Annotated in this window: 11 protein-coding genes; 3 read left to right on the top strand and 8 right to left on the bottom strand. The window is 72.6% G+C overall.

What is annotated here, in order from left to right; translation table 11 throughout:
- Positions 1 to 36: 36 nt before the first annotated feature.
- On the bottom strand, positions 37 to 1,560 hold the full coding sequence (locus tag ACIQM0_RS34780; RefSeq protein ID WP_401294604.1) for an MFS transporter: 1,524 nt from the start codon (positions 1,558 to 1,560) through the stop codon (positions 37 to 39).
- Positions 1,561 to 1,701: 141 nt separating this feature from the next.
- Between ACIQM0_RS34780 and ACIQM0_RS34775 the strand changes: the two genes are divergently transcribed.
- Positions 1,702 to 2,577: an endonuclease/exonuclease/phosphatase family protein gene (locus ACIQM0_RS34775; RefSeq protein WP_401294528.1), complete on the top strand. Its 876-nt coding sequence runs from the start codon at positions 1,702 to 1,704 to the stop codon at positions 2,575 to 2,577.
- Positions 2,578 to 2,580: 3 nt separating this feature from the next.
- Here ACIQM0_RS34775 and ACIQM0_RS34770 read toward each other — a convergent pair whose 3' ends face one another.
- The 6 genes from ACIQM0_RS34770 to ACIQM0_RS34745 form a co-directional block, all read right to left on the bottom strand.
- Entirely contained in the window at positions 2,581 to 4,776 is a 2,196-nt protein-coding gene (locus tag ACIQM0_RS34770; protein WP_401294526.1) for a glycosyltransferase family 39 protein, read from the bottom strand.
- A complete protein-coding gene (locus ACIQM0_RS34765; RefSeq protein ID WP_401294524.1) occupies positions 4,773 to 6,119 on the bottom strand; it encodes a glycosyltransferase in 1,347 nt (448 codons plus the stop codon). Before ACIQM0_RS34765 ends, ACIQM0_RS34770 begins: the two co-directional genes overlap by 4 nt.
- Before the next feature lie 26 nt (positions 6,120 to 6,145).
- Complete coding sequence (locus ACIQM0_RS34760; protein WP_401294522.1) at positions 6,146 to 7,735, bottom strand: ATP-binding protein; 1,590 nt, start codon at positions 7,733 to 7,735, stop codon at positions 6,146 to 6,148.
- The gene (locus tag ACIQM0_RS34755; protein WP_363023030.1) at positions 7,728 to 8,468 is read right to left on the bottom strand and encodes a response regulator transcription factor; all 741 of its coding nucleotides are present in this window, start codon (positions 8,466 to 8,468) and stop codon (positions 7,728 to 7,730) included. Before ACIQM0_RS34755 ends, ACIQM0_RS34760 begins: the two co-directional genes overlap by 8 nt.
- 123 nt (positions 8,469 to 8,591) lie before the next feature.
- Entirely contained in the window at positions 8,592 to 9,476 is an 885-nt protein-coding gene (locus ACIQM0_RS34750) for an amidohydrolase family protein (RefSeq protein ID WP_401294520.1), read from the bottom strand.
- A gap of 145 nt (positions 9,477 to 9,621) precedes the next feature.
- On the bottom strand, positions 9,622 to 10,524 hold the full coding sequence (locus ACIQM0_RS34745) for a DUF2797 domain-containing protein (protein ID WP_401294518.1): 903 nt from the start codon (positions 10,522 to 10,524) through the stop codon (positions 9,622 to 9,624).
- 54 nt (positions 10,525 to 10,578) lie between these two features.
- Here ACIQM0_RS34745 and sigJ point away from each other — a divergent pair, with 54 nt between their 5' ends.
- Entirely contained in the window at positions 10,579 to 11,526 is a 948-nt protein-coding gene (gene sigJ, locus ACIQM0_RS34740; RefSeq protein ID WP_401294516.1) for an RNA polymerase sigma factor SigJ, read from the top strand.
- Between the two features lie 92 nt (positions 11,527 to 11,618).
- Positions 11,619 to 12,824: an NAD(P)/FAD-dependent oxidoreductase gene (locus ACIQM0_RS34735; RefSeq protein WP_401294514.1), complete on the top strand. Its 1,206-nt coding sequence runs from the start codon at positions 11,619 to 11,621 to the stop codon at positions 12,822 to 12,824.
- 96 nt (positions 12,825 to 12,920) lie between these two features.
- On the opposite strand, the gene ACIQM0_RS34730 is transcribed toward ACIQM0_RS34735, so the two are convergent.
- Positions 12,921 to 14,108 carry a cell wall protein gene (locus ACIQM0_RS34730; protein WP_401294512.1) on the bottom strand — a complete coding sequence of 396 codons (1,188 nt, stop codon included), beginning with the start codon at positions 14,106 to 14,108 and terminating at the stop codon, positions 12,921 to 12,923.
- Positions 14,109 to 14,137: the final 29 nt, after the last annotated feature.

The following is a 14,137-nucleotide window of genomic DNA, read 5'->3' as shown; positions in this document are numbered from 1 at the left end:
ACCGGAGTCGTACGGTCCGGAACGTCCCGCCCGATGCTATGCCGCTACCGCGGCCGGGTCAGCCTGAGCCGATTCTCCCCGCTCCGCACGGCGTAGCAGCACCGCGGCCAGCACTCCGCCCACCAGCACCGCGACGGCACCGACCAGCTGGCTCGTCTCCAGACCCGAGGCGAAGGCGTCCGTGATGCGCTGCCGCTCCCCCGCACCGCTCGCCGCGGCCAGTGCGGCGGGCAGCGAGGCGGCTCCCACGGCCGTCGGGACGAGCGCGGCGAACCGGGAGTTCAGCACGGCGCCGAGGACCGCGACCCCGAGACCGTTGCCGCATTCGGCGAGGGTGCCGTTGACCCCGGCGCCGACGCCCGCCTTCTCCGGCGGGATGGCGCTCATGATCGCGTTGGCCATGGCGGGCATGGCGAGCGCGATGCCCGCGCCCATCACGAGCAGGCCGAGCAGCATGCCGCCGTAGCCGTGCCGGCCGAGCAGGGCGATCGCGGCCAGACCGGCGGCGAGCAGCCCCATCCCGGAGGCGATGGTGAGGGGCGTGCCGAGCTTGGGCACCAGCCGGGCGCCCAGCCCGGTGAGGTTGAGCGCGACGACGCTCAGGGCCAGCGGAGCCGTCCGCAGACCGGCCTCCAGCGGACCGTAGCCGAGGACGAACTGCAGCTGCTGGGTGAGCAGGAAGAGCGAGCCGCCCATCCCGAACGCGACCAGGATCGCGCCCGCGACCGCGCCGACGAACCGCTGGTTCCGGAAGAAGTGCATGTCCAGCATCGGATACGGGATGTGCAGCTCCCACAGCACGAATCCGGTGAGGACGGCGACCCCGACGAAGGCGGTCAGCAGCACCTGGCCGGAGGTCCAGCCGTGCCCCGGTCCGGAGATGATCGCGTACACGACCGCGGCCATGCCGATGGTGGAGAGCAGCGCGCCGAGCAGGTCGGGGCGCTCCCCGGTCCGGCTCTTGGACTCCGGCACCAGCCGTGCCACGGCCGCCAGGCCGATCACGGCGACCGGGATGTTGATCAGGAAGATCGCGCCCCACCAGAAGTGGTCGAGCATGACCCCGCCGATCAGCGGGCCGACGGCGAAGCCGAGGGAGCTGACGGTCGACCAGATGCCGATCGCCTTCACCCGCTCGGCGTCGTCGAAGATCTGGACGACGACGGCCAGCGTCGTGGTCATCAGCAGCGCGCCGCCGATGCCCATACCGGCGCGTGCGGCGATCAGTTGCGCGGAGGACTGGGCGAGCCCGGCCACCAGCGAGCCGATGCCGAACAGCGCGAGTCCCGTGATCAGCATCTTCTTGCGGCCGTAGCGGTCGGCCGAGCTGCCGGCGGTCAGCAGCAGACCCGACTGGACGAGCGAGTAGGCGTTGATCATCCACTGCACATCGGCGGTGGAGGCGTCCAGTTCACGGGTGAGGGAGGGGATCGCGACGTTGAGGACGGTGTTGTCGAGCAGCACGGTGAGCTGGGCGAGGCAGATGACACCGAGGATCAGCCAGCGCTGCGGATGGCTCGTCGGCGAGAGGTGGTTCTGCTCGGCGGCGGACGCCGTCATACGGACTCCCGGACGTTCGGTCATGGCCCTATACGGTGTACAGGGAATGGGTTGTACACCGTATAGCTGCTCCCGTCGGGCGTACAACCGACTTTCCCGCGGTACGGTGCCGATCGCTGATCCGACAAGGGCTGGAGTGGTATGTCACTGCGTCGTCGTACGGTGGAAATCCTGCTTGCCGCGGGCCTGTTGGGGACGGTGCTGGTGCCTCCCGCGACGGCCGCAGGGCATGGGCACGGTCATGGGCGGGACCGGCCGGTGCCCCTGCGGGTCGCCACGTACAACATCCATGCGGGTGCGGGCATGGACAACGTCTTCGATCTCGACCGGCAGGTCGCCGAGCTCCGCTCGCTGGACGCGGACGTCATCGGGCTCCAGGAGGTCGACGTCCACTGGGACGCCCGCAGCGAGTGGCGGGACCTGGCGGGCGAGCTGGGCCGGCGGCTCGGCATGAGGGTCTCGTTCGCCCCGATCTACAGCTTCGACCCGGCGACCGCGGGTGCGCCGCGGCGCGAGTTCGGGGTCGCGGTGCTGTCCAGGTACCGGATCGTGAGCGCCGAGAACCACGCCATCACCCGGCTCTCCACCCAGGACCCGAATCCGGTGCCGACCCCCGGGCCCGGCTTCGGCGAGGTGGTGCTGCGGGTGAGGGGGCTGCCCGTGCATGTGTACGCGACGCACCTCGACTACCGCGCCGACCCGTCCGTACGGACCGCCCAGGTGGCCGACACCCGTCGGATCATGGCCGAGGACCGGAAGGAGGAGCGGGGGCCCGTACGGCAGATCCTGCTCGGCGACTTCAACGCGGCCCCGACCGCCCCGGAGCTGGCGCCGCTGTGGGAGAACCTGACGGACATCGAGCCGGGCGCCCCCACCTTCCCGGCGCAGGACCCGGTGCAGCGGATCGACTACGTGGCCGTGTCCAAGGACACCGTGCGGGTACGCGACGCGGCGGTGGCCGAGACACTCGCCTCCGACCACCGCCCCGTTGTCGCGGACCTGTTGCTGCGGCGCTGAGCCTCAGCCGTTCTTCGCCGACTGGGTCAGGTCGTAGAACGTGGCGCTGCCTGCCGTGACCTTCTTGAAGTTCGCCTCCACCCAGGTGGAGATCTTCGACGAGGTACCGCTGTCGCCGCCCATACCGCCGCCGCCTTCTCCGCTGGAGATGAAGTAGTGGATGCGGCCGTCCTCGACGTACTTCTTGAACTGGGAGAGCGTCGGGGACGGGTCGCTGCCGTTGAAGCCGCCGATCGCCATCACCGGGTCACCGGTGGCGAGCTGGTAACTCGCGGCGTTCTGCGAGCCGATGGCCGCGGCGCTCCAGGTGTAGTCGTCCGCGTCCGTGACCAGGAGCTTCTTGGCCGCGGCGTCGACGGACGCGCCGTTGAGCAGCCCGCCCATGCCGCCACCGCCACCGCCGCCGCCACCGAAGCCTTCACCCGCGCCGGGCATGGCACCGGGCTGCTGGCCTTGCTGCTGTCCTTGTTGCCCGCCCGGCTGCCCGCCCGGCTGCTGACCCGGCTGCGAGGTGCCGGGGCGGCCCTGGCCCTGACCTTGACCCTGGCCCTGCTGGTTGCCGGTGGGGGGCTGTCCGCCCTGGCCGCCGGTCGGGGGCTTCATGCCACCGCCGGGGCCGCCGCGCCCGCCACCGCCGCCGAATCCGCCCATCCCGCCGGCGGACGGACCGGCCGTCACGATCGAGCCCTGGTGTCCGGTGTTCAGCGTGTTCAGCGTGTACGCGACCGGTCCGGCCAGCGAGGCGGCGAAGCCCAGCCCCACGGCGGCGAGAGCCAGTTGGCGCCCCAGCCGGGCCGCGAGCAGCAGGCCCACCGTGCCCACGAGCCCGGCGACGAGTACGGTCTGCCGCAGCCACGGCAGATAGTCCGGGGTCCGCCCCAGCAGCACGTACGACCAGAGCGCCGTCGCGGCGACGGTGAGCGCGAGCGTGGCCCCCGCCCACCAGCGGGACCGCTCCTCCCACAGGACCGTGACGCCCATGCCGACCAGCGCCGCGATGTAGGGGACCAGGGCGACCGTGTAGTACTGGTGGAAGATGCCGGCCATGAAGCTGAACACGCCCGCGGTCATCAGCAGCGAGCTGCCCCAGGCGAGGAAGGCCGCCCGGACCGCGTCCGTCCTCCTGGCCCGCCAGGTCAGCCAGACGCCCGCGACCAGCAGGATCAGGGCGGCGGGCAGCAGCCAGGAGATCTGGCTGCCGATCTCGGAGTTGAACATCCGGCCGATGCCGGTCTCGCCCCACTGACCGCCGGCCCCGCCGCCGGGGCCGCCCCCGCCGCCGACGCTGCCGGTCTCCTCGCCGTTGATCCGGCCGAGCCCGTTGTAGCCGAAGGTCAGCTCAAGGAACGAGTTGTTCTGCGAGCCGCCGATGTACGGACGTGAGGAGGCGGGCCACAGCTCGACGATCGCCACCCACCAGCCGCCCGCGACGACCATCGCCAGGGCCGACAGCCCCAGCTGGCCGAACCGCTTCCGTACGGAGACGGGTGCGAACACCGCGTACAGCACCGCCAGCGGCGGCAGGATCAGGAACGCCTGGAGGGTCTTGGACAGGAACGCCAGCCCGACCGCGACGCCCGCCCACACCAGCCACTTGGTGCGGCCGTCCTCCATCGCGCGCAGCACGCAGTAGACCGTGACGGTCATCAGCAGCGCGAGCAGCGCGTCCGGGTTGTTGAAGCGGAACATCAGCGCGGCGACGGGCGTCAGCGCGAACACCGCCATGGTGATCAGCCCGGCGGCGGCGCTGAACCGGCGGCGCACGGCGGCGTACAGCACCCCGGCCGTGGCCACGCCCATCAGCACCTGCGGGAGCAGGATCGCCCAGGAGCTGAGGCCGAGGACGCGCACCGACAGGGCCATCGGCCACAGGGTGGCCGGGGGCTTGTCGACGGTGATGGCGTTGGCCGAGTCCAGCGAGCCGAAGAAGAAGGCCTTCCAGCTCTGGCTGCCGGCCTGCGCGGCCGCGGAGTAGAAGGAGTTGGCGTAGCCGGAGGCGCTGAGGTTCCACAGGTAGGCCACCGTGATGACCAGCAGCATGCCGAGGAAGGCCGGACGCGCCCAGCGGGGGTCCTCCGGCCGGCCCCGCCACACGCGGTGCGGCAGCGACCGGCCGGGGCGCCCGTGGGTCACGGGGGCGTCGGCGGGCGGGGGCGCGTCCGGCGGGGACGGGAGATGATCGGGATGGAGCGTGGTCATCGGACGTTCCTCAGGTCGTTGCGGGTGTCGTCGGCCGGTACGGGGGCCGGGGAGGCGGCCGGAGCGGGGACGGGGGCCGGGAGGTCCGGAGCGCCGTCGCGGTCCGGGAAGACCCAGGCGCGGAAGAGCAGGAAGCGCAGCACCGTTGCCGCGAGGTTGGCCGCGATCAGCACGGCGAGCTCGGTGGAGTGCGAGGGCGCTCCGGTCGCCGCCCCCAGCGCGGCGAGCGAACCGCTGGTCAGCGCGAGCCCGATGGCGAACACCACGAGGCCCTGCGCCTGATGGCGTACGGCCCCGCCCCGGCCGCGTACCCCGAACGTGAGCCTCCGGTTGGCCGACGTATTGGCGACGGCCGACACCAGCAGCGCGCCCCCGTTGGCGATCTGCGGGCCGACGCCCAGCCGGAACAGCGAGTACAGGCCCAGGTAGAAGAGGGTCGAGAGGACGCCCACGACACAGAACCCGACGAGCTGCCGGGCCAGTCCGCGCGGCACCCCGCCGATCCCCCGGTCGCGCGGGTCGTCGCCGAAGGGCCGGGCCAGCCGGTCCAGCGGCAGCGCGCCGACGGCCAGCGCGCGCCCGACCCGCCAGACGCCCTTCAGGTCCTCGGTCGCGGTCCGCACGATGTGGACCGTCGAGTCGGGGTCGTCGACCCAGTCGACCGGCACCTCGTGGATGCGCAGCCCGGCCCGCTCCGCGAGCACCAGCAGCTCGGTGTCGAAGAACCAGCCGGTGTCCTCGACCATCGGCAGCAGCCGCTGCGCGACATCGCGGCGGATCGCCTTGAACCCGCACTGCGCGTCGCTGAACCGGGCGGCCAGCGACGAGCGCAGGATGATGTTGTACGCCCGCGAGATGAACTCCCGCTTCGTCCCGCGCACCACCCGCGAACTGCGGGCGAGGCGCGAGCCGATGGCCAGGTCGGAGTGGCCGGAGATCAGCGGGGCGACCAGCGGGAGCAGCGCGTTCAGATCGGTGGACAGATCCACGTCCATGTAGGCGAGGACCGGGGCGTCCGAGTGCGACCAGACCGTACGCAGCGCCCGCCCCCGGCCCTTCTCCTCCAGCCGGAAGGACCGCACCCGGGGAAGCGCCGCCGCGAGCCGCCGCGCCACCTGCGGGGTCCGGTCGGTGCTCGCGTTGTCGGCGACGGTGATCCGGAAGGCGTACGGGAAGGTGCGCTCCAGATGGTCGTGCAGCCGCAGCACACACGGTTCGAGGTCCTTCTCCTCGTTGTGGACGGGTACCACCACGTCGAGTACGGGGGCACCTGCCGTGTCGCCCGTGCCGGCCAGGAGGTGTTCCCGGGCCGGCAGGGTGCCCCAAGGAGTGTCGGTTCGCATGACATCGACACTCGCCAACCGCGCTGTCACACCCGTGTGCTGAGCCTGTGGCCGGCCTGTGAGTGCGCGGGGGCGCCGGGCGTGGATCCCGGGTACCCGGGATCCGCCGGGAGATGGACGGCGAACACCGTGTCCCCCGGTACCGACCGCACCTCGGCGAAACCGCCGTGCGCGGTGGTGACGGCCTGCACGATCGCGAGGCCGAGCCCCGTCGACCCGGCGTGCCGGGAGCGCGAGGCGTCCCCGCGGGCGAACCGTTCGAAGACGTGCGGCAGCAGTTCCGCCGGGATACCGGGCCCGTTGTCCTGGACCTCCAGGGTGACCCAGGGATGCCCGTCCGCGGCGCGCACCCGGGCCGTGACCGTGGTCCCGGGCGGGGTGTGCGCACGGGCGTTGGCCAGCAGGTTGACCAGCACCTGCTGGATCCTGGTCGGATCGGCCCGTACGGTCGCGGGCACCTCGGGCAGTTCCAGGCGCCAGTGGTGCGTGGGCCCCGGCCCGTCCGGGGAGACCGTCCGGCCCGCGACGCGGACGTCGCTCACCGCGTCCACGACGAGCGGTGACAGATCGGTGCTCTCGTACGAGAGCGGCCGTCCGGCGTCCAGCCGGGCGAGCAGCAGCAGATCCTCCACCATGCCCGTCATGCGTTCGGCCTCGGACTCGATCCGTCCGAGCGCGTGCCGGGTGTCGGGGCCGGTGTCCTCCCGCCCGCGCCGGGTCAGTTCGGCGTATCCGCGGATCGAGGCGAGCGGAGTGCGCAGCTCGTGGCTGGCGTCGGCGACGAACTGGCGGACCCGCATCTCGCTCTTCTGCCGCGCGTCCAGGGCCGAACCGACATGGCCCAGCATCCGGTTGAGGGCCGCGCCGACCTGGCCGACCTCGGTACGCGGATCGGCCTCGGTCTCCGGGACCCGTTCGAACAGGGCGACCTCACCGCTGTGCAGCGGTATCTCGGAGACCCGCGTCGCGGTGGCGGCCACCCGGCGCAGCGGCCGCAGGGCGACCGTGACCATGGCGGCGCCCGCGATCCCGGCGGCGATGAGCCCGGCCCCGGTCACACAGACCTCGACGAGGATCAGGGTGCTGAGGGCCGTGCTGACCTCGGCGGTGGGAATCCCGACGAGGACGGTCGTGCCGTCGGTCATGGCGACGGCCTCCACCCGGTAGCCGCCGAGTCCGGGCAGCCCGACGTCGTGCGCCTTCCGGTCGGCGCGGACCCCGGCCGTCTCCAGGACATCCTGCTGGGCACCGGTCAGCGGCTCGTTGCTCGGCTGCACGCCGGGCCCGCCGGACTTCACGACCACCGAGTCGGTGACCGCACCGTCCGCGAGAACGACGCCGAACGTGTTGAACGGCTGGCCTCCGCCGCCTATGAATCCGAGCGGCTCCTTGTTCTTGAGCCCACTGGGCACGGGCCCACCCGGCATCCGCTCGGCCCGGACCGCGATGTCCCGCAGCTGGTCGTCGAGCTTCCCGTACATGTAGCTGTGGAAGGCGATGGCGGTGACGGAGCCGATCACGGCCGCGACGACCGCGATCAGCGTCACCGCGGAGACGACGAGCCGGGTCCGCAGCGTCCACGGCCCCTTCCGCAGCCGCCCCACGCGGTCACTCACCGGGCTTGATGAGATATCCCGCCCCGCGCCGGGTGTGGATCATCGGCGTCCGGCCGGCGTCGATCTTCTTGCGCAGGTAGGAGATGTACAGCTCGACGACATTGGCCTGGCCGCCGAAGTCGTAGTTCCAGACCCGGTCCAGGATCTGCGCCTTGCTCAGCACCCGGCGCGGATTGCGCATCAGGAAGCGCAGCAGCTCGAACTCGGTCGCGGTGAGGTGGATGTTGGCACCGCCCCGGCTCACCTCGTGACTGTCCTCGTCCAGCGTCAGGTCGCCCACGGCGAGCGTCGACTCGCTGCGCACCGCCGCCGTACCCGACCGCCTGATCAGCCCGCGCAGCCGCGCCACGACCTCCTCCAGGCTGAACGGCTTCGTGACGTAGTCGTCGCCGCCCGCCGTGAGCCCGGCGATCCGGTCCTCGACGGAGTCCCGCGCGGTCAGGAACAGCACCGGTACGTCGGAGAGCTCCCGGCGCAGCCTGCCCAGGACCGCGAGCCCGTCCATGTCGGGCAGCATCACGTCGAGGACCACCGCGTCGGGCCGGAAGTCACGGGCGGTACGGACGGCACCGGCACCGTCCCCGGCGCTGCGCACCTCCCAGCCCTCGTAGCGCAGCGCCATGGAGAGCAGCTCGGCCAGCGGGGCCTCGTCGTCCACGACCAGGACCCGGACGGGGCTGCGGTCCGGCCTGAGCAGTTCGGTACGCCCCTGGGGCGAGGTGGTCGTCGTCATGGTCCCCACCCTGTGAGACGCCCCTGAGAGAGTTCTTTCCCGATTCTGTGAATTCCCTGAGAAAGCCCGGGAAAGGCAGCGGCGGCCCGGCTCGGCCGTACCGGCCCGGCTCGGCAGTACCGCTCAGCAGTCGAACAACGCCTTCGCGTTGTCGTGGCAGACCGCGCGCAGCCAGTCGTCCCCGAGCTCCAGCCGCTCCAGGGCGTGCAGCTGATGGGCGTACGGGTACGGGATGTTCGGGAAGTCCGTCCCCAGCAGGATCCGGTCCCCGAGCGCCGCGAGCCGCCCCCGCTCCGCCTTCGGGAAGGGGGTGAAGTTCTCCGTGAAGTCGGTGAACGCCATGGTCGTGTCGAGCCGCACCTGCGGGTACGCCTCCGCGAGCGCCAGGAACTCCGCGTACTCCGGCATCCCCATGTGCGCCACGATCAGCCGCAGCCGGGGATGCCTGGCGAGCAGCCGGCCGACCGGTTCCGGCCCGGTGTGCTTCCCGGGGGCGGGCCCGGAACCGCAGTGCGTCACGACCGGGATCCCGGCCTCGGAGAGCAGCCCCCACACGGGGTCCAGCAGCGGATCGTTCGGGTCGTACGCCCCGACCTGGAGGTGCGACTTGAAGACCCGCGCCCCGGCCCCGACCGCCTCCGCCACGTACCGCTCCACGCCTTCCTCCGGGAAGAAGGTGGCGGTGTGCAGACAGTCGGGCACCCGGTCGGCGAACCCGGCGGCCCAGCCGTTCAGCCAGGCCGCCATGCCCGCCTTGTGCGGGTAGAGCATGGAGGTGAACCGGAGGACGCCGAACGAGCGGAGCAGCGCGAGCCGTTCGTCCTCGTCGTGCCGGTAGGCGATCGGCCACTCCATCCCGGTCAGCGGACCGGCGGAGTCGAAGTAGGCCCAGACCTTGCGCAGCACCTGCTCCGGCATGAAGTGCGTGTGGACGTCGATGAGCCCCGGCAGCCCGAGCCGCTCCCGGAACCGCACCACGTCGTCGCGGCCCGCAAGGTCCTCACTCATCCGGCACCCTCTTCTCCGATGATCCGATCGCCCGCCGGCGCGGTCTCCGCCCGGCCCCGACCGCACGATCGCTCGCTCGTCCGTCCGCCCGCCCGTCCGCCCGTCCGCCCGTCCGCCCGTCCGCCCGTCCGCCCGTCCGACGATCTCAGAACAGCCCGTCCTGCGACACGCCGCCCCCGACGCCGACGGTCGGCACACTCACCCCGGCCTCCGCACCGGCCGCCGCCAGCGCCCAGCCGGTCATCAGCCGGGTGTCCACCACGACGATGCCGTCCGCACCGGTCTCCAGATGCAGATCGGGCCCGGCCGCCGCGACCAGCCGCCCCGCGACCGCACCCCCGCCCACCAGCCCGGTCACCGCCCGCACCACCCCACCACCACTCCCGCCAACCCCGGTGCACTCGCCGATCCCGAAGATCCCCGCGTGATCGACGGCCTCGAAGGGCAGCCGCTCCAGCGCCTCCGGCCAGCCGCCCCCGTCGAGCGCCGCGGCACGCCCGTACAGCGCGCCCACCTCACCGGCCCGCTCGGCCGCCCCCGGGAGCTCCGCCCGCACCGCCCGCTTGCGCGCGTACGGAATCCGGTCCGGCACCCCGAGCGCGGCCCGGAGCAACTCCTCGGCCCGGCGCGCGGCCATCAACGGCCCCCGCCCCAGCCAGCTGAAGACCACCGCCCCCTGCTCCCGCAGCCGGGCCGCACCGCGCTCCTCGGCCGTGATCCCCACCTTCACCATCCCGGGCCCGAACCAGGCCAGGTACACGCGGTAGGTACGCGGGTCATCGGGAATCGTGTCGGCCGCCACCGAATGGGCCCGGTCCAGCCGCCCGCACTCCGGACAGCGGCCCCCGGTGCTCCGCGCGGCCACCGCGGCCCCCACCGGGCACGCGTTCCCCCGGGCCCCGGCGCAGCCCCGCACGCCCTCGGCGCGGAACCCGAACCCGGCCCCGTACGCCAGCGCACTCCCCCGGACCTCGCGCCCCTTCCGCCACCCGAGCACGGGACCGCCCCGTTCCTCGGGCCACCGAAGCCCGGTGCACTGCCATTCCATGCGCGAACCCTACGACCGGGGACTGACAACGGGCGCGGGACTAGGATGCGGCGCATGGACCTGACCGTGCAGGACGTGGACCGGTTCGAGGCCTCCAGGCCCCGCCTGGAAGCCATCGCCTACCGTCTCCTCGGCTCGGCGAGCGAGGCCGAGGACGCCGTGCAGGACACGTTCCTGCGCTGGCAGGCCGCCGACGTCGGCCGGATCGAGGTCCCCGAGGCCTGGCTGACGAAGGTCCTCACCAACCTGTGCCTCAACCAGCTGACCTCGGCCCGCGCCCGGCGCGAGACCTATGTGGGCCAGTGGCTGCCCGAACCGCTGCTCGGCGGGGACTCGATGCTCGGGCCCGCCGACACCGCCGAACAGCGCGAATCGGTCTCGTACGCGGTGCTCGCCGTCATGGAGCGGCTCTCCCCCAACGAGCGGGCGGTGTACGTACTGCGGGAGGCGTTCGGCCATTCCCACCGGGAGATCGCCGAGATCCTCGACATCACCGAGTCCGCCGGCCAGCAGATCTTCCACCGCGCCAAGAAGCACATCGCGGAGGGCAAGCCCCGCACGGAGGTCGACGAGGCCGCCACCCGGCGGATCGTCGAGGAGTTCCTCACGGCCGCCACCAGTGGCAGGACCGAGCCGCTCGTGCGGCTGCTCACCGAGGACGCCGTCTCCATCGGCGACGGCGGCGGAAAGGTCCCGGCCCGTACCAAGGCGTTCGAGGGCGCCCTCGCGGTCGCGACGTTCATACGAGGCCTGTTCAAACCCGGCAAGGCCAAGCGCACCCTGGTCGGCGGCTCACCCGAGGTCCACCTCTCGACCGCCAACGGCGCCCCCGCCGTCGTGGTGGTCTTCGAGGGCCGGGTCATCGGGATCATGTGCCTGGAGATCACCACCGACGGCATAGCCGCGATCCGCAGCCAGGCCAACCCCGACAAGCTCGCACGCGCGACCCAGCACTGGGCGGCCGCCGGTGACCACGGAGAACCCCTGTTCAACGCCTTCTAGCTCGACGTGACGCACATCACATCCTGCTCCTGTCAGGAAACGACGGGCCGCCCGGTTCAAGGGGCGAACCCGCGCGAGACAGGAGCAGGGAAATGCAGCATCGAATCATCGTTCTCGGAGCCGGATACGCCGGAGCCACCGCCGCCGGACGCCTCGCCAAGCGCCTGCGACGCGAAGACGTCACGATCACCCTCGTCAACGCCGAGCCCGACTTCGTCGAGCGGGTCCGGATGCACCAGCTGGCGGTCGGCCAGAACCTCAGGCCCCGGCCCCTCAGCAGGATGTTCGCGGGGACCGGGGTCGAGCCGAAGCTCGCGAAGGTCACCGGCATCGACGTCGACCGCAGGACGGTCACCGTCAGGGAGCCGAACAGCGCCGGGGAGCGGGAGCTGACGTACGACAGCCTCGTGTACGCCCTCGGCAGCAGCTGGAACACCCACGGCGTCCCCGGCACCGCCGCGCACGCCCACGAGATCGCCGGCCGCCCCGGCGCACTCCGGCTGCGCGAACGGCTGGCCCGCCTGGAGGCCGGACAGCCCGTGGTCGTCGTCGGCGGCGGACTCACCGGACTGGAGGCCGTGACCGAGATCGCCGAGTCCCGCCCGGACCTCGACGTCACCCTCGCCGCCCGCGGCGAACTCGGCGACTGGCTCTCGCCCAAGGGCCGCGGGCACCTGCGGAAGGTCTGCGACAAGCTCGGCATCACGGTGCACGAGAACACCGCCGTCACCGGCGTCGAGACCGACCACGTCACCACCGCCGACGGCACGTCCGTCCCGGCCGCGGTCACCGTCTGGGCCACCGGCTTCGCAGTCCACCCGATCGCGAGGGCCACCGCCCTGGAGGTCAGCGACACGGGCCAGATCGTCGTCGACGCGACCATGCGCTCGGTCTCGCACCCGGACGTGTACGCCATCGGCGACGCCGCGATGGCGATGGGCCCCGGCGACAAACCCCTCCGGATGTCCTGCGCCTCGGCCGCCCCAGCCGCCTGGCGGGCCGCCGACAGCATCGCGGCACGCCTGACCGGCGGCGAGCTACCGAACACGCCGCCCCGCTACTTCAACCAGTGCATCTCGCTGGGCCGCAAGGAGGGCGTGATCCAGTACGTCACCGCCGACGACCGCTCCGTCCGGGCAGCCCTGACAGGCCGGCTCGCCGCCGTCTACAAGGAGATGGTGTGCAGGGGAGCGGCCTGGGCCGTCGCGAACCCGACCCTCGGCATCCCGTCCCGCCGCCGCCGCCGCGTCGTCCGGGAACCGGCGCAGGAGGGCTCCGCCGTCCAGGCGCAGGCCTGACCTGCGGCGTGCCGGGCCCATGCCGGGCACAGAGGCTCAGCGCTTCCGTGCCCGGTACCGCTTGAGCAGAGCGGTACCTCTCGCCCTCCACACCGGTCACGTCAGGGCAGGGTCGTGCCGAGCGCCGATACGCCCACGGCGCGCCCCGGTGAACTCGTACAGCAGCACCTCGTCCACGAGCCGGTTCGTGTACAGACGGCGGGTGTCCCGCTCGCCGAGGTTCTCCAGGGCGGCGAGCACCAGCCCCGGGTCGGTCGCGGCGGCCGAGCGTAACCGGACGACCTCCGTACGGGTCAGCCCGCCGATTCCGTACGACGCGCCGTCAGCCCCCACCGGTGCCGCGCTCCCGGGAGACTCGGCCGACGACTCCCGCACGTCGATCACGGCACGGCTGAACGCCTCGGTCGGGTTCGCGCCCACGCGCCCCACCGGCACGCGGTCGGCTGCCAGGGCCGCGATGATGCGGGCCGCCGGACGGGCCGGGCGCGGGCCGATGGACATCCCGTACAGCTCGGCAGCGATGTCGCGGGCACCGAGGCCGCGGTCGATGAGCGGGCGCAGCGCGTACGCGAGGCGGCGCAGCCCCTCGTGCTGCGTCCAGGCGACGAGGGGACGCACCTGCCGGGCGATGGCGATGTCACGGGCGACCCGGAACGGGGAACGCGCCGGTACACGGCCGGACGACGTGCGCCTGCGCGAGGTGTAGTTCAACTTCCCGCTCACATCAGCCTGGCGTAGGTCGTGGTGGGGCCCGGAAGAATGGGGCGCACGCCCGTCTGAACCCCGGCTTCCCGAACGCGAGTTATCCACAGGTCGGGCCTTCGCCTGCGCGCTCTCCACCGCACGCGTCCGGCCCTCGTCCGTCACTCCGCTCACCCGCGCCCCGTATCCGGCGCCCGCCAGGCGGTGCCCCATCGCCGAGTCGTACACGGCCGGGATCGTCGCGGCATAGATCGTCGCCGTGCCCGCGTACCGGCGGCCGGGCAGGCGCAGATTCCGCTTCGTCCCGTGCCGCTGCCACACCAGCGCACCCAGCTCCCGTAACACCCGGACGTGCCGCTTCACCGTCGCCGCCGACACCCCGCACCGGGCAGCGGTGCCCTCCAGGTCGTACAGCACGAAACCGAGTCGGTAGTCCATCCGCCTCGCCAGATCCCGGGCGACGGCCAGCGTCGTCGCCCCTGCCCGGCGATGCAGACCCGCCTCCACGAGCCACACCACCGCTGGTAGCCACACACGCGGCTGGGCGCGCCGGGAGGCTGTCGCGTCGAGCTCCTGGAGCATGCGGGGAACGGGGGCCCATGCCGGATCCG

Source organism: Streptomyces sp. NPDC091387 (genome assembly GCF_044756945.1).
GTDB lineage: Bacteria > Actinomycetota > Actinomycetes > Streptomycetales > Streptomycetaceae > Streptomyces.
This window is presented reverse-complemented; position numbering and strand designations above follow the sequence as displayed.

Bases quoted from the DNA above. Each gene is read 5' to 3' on its own strand.
- ACIQM0_RS34780 (WP_401294604.1), bottom strand. From the start codon at position 1,560: ATGACGGCGTCCGCCGCCGAGCAGAACCACCTCTCGCCGACGAGCCAT.
- ACIQM0_RS34775 (WP_401294528.1), top strand. From the start codon at position 1,702: ATGTCACTGCGTCGTCGTACGGTGGAAATCCTGCTTGCCGCGGGCCTG.
- ACIQM0_RS34770 (WP_401294526.1), bottom strand. From the start codon at position 4,776: ATGACCACGCTCCATCCCGATCATCTCCCGTCCCCGCCGGACGCGCCC.
- ACIQM0_RS34765 (WP_401294524.1), bottom strand. From the start codon at position 6,119: ATGCGAACCGACACTCCTTGGGGCACCCTGCCGGCCCGGGAACACCTC.
- ACIQM0_RS34755 (WP_363023030.1), bottom strand. From the start codon at position 8,468: ATGACGACGACCACCTCGCCCCAGGGGCGTACCGAACTGCTCAGGCCG.
- ACIQM0_RS34750 (WP_401294520.1), bottom strand. From the start codon at position 9,476: ATGAGTGAGGACCTTGCGGGCCGCGACGACGTGGTGCGGTTCCGGGAG.
- ACIQM0_RS34745 (WP_401294518.1), bottom strand. From the start codon at position 10,524: ATGGAATGGCAGTGCACCGGGCTTCGGTGGCCCGAGGAACGGGGCGGT.
- sigJ (WP_401294516.1), top strand. From the start codon at position 10,579: ATGGACCTGACCGTGCAGGACGTGGACCGGTTCGAGGCCTCCAGGCCC.
- ACIQM0_RS34735 (WP_401294514.1), top strand. From the start codon at position 11,619: ATGCAGCATCGAATCATCGTTCTCGGAGCCGGATACGCCGGAGCCACC.
- ACIQM0_RS34730 (WP_401294512.1), bottom strand. From the start codon at position 14,108: ATGCTCCAGGAGCTCGACGCGACAGCCTCCCGGCGCGCCCAGCCGCGT.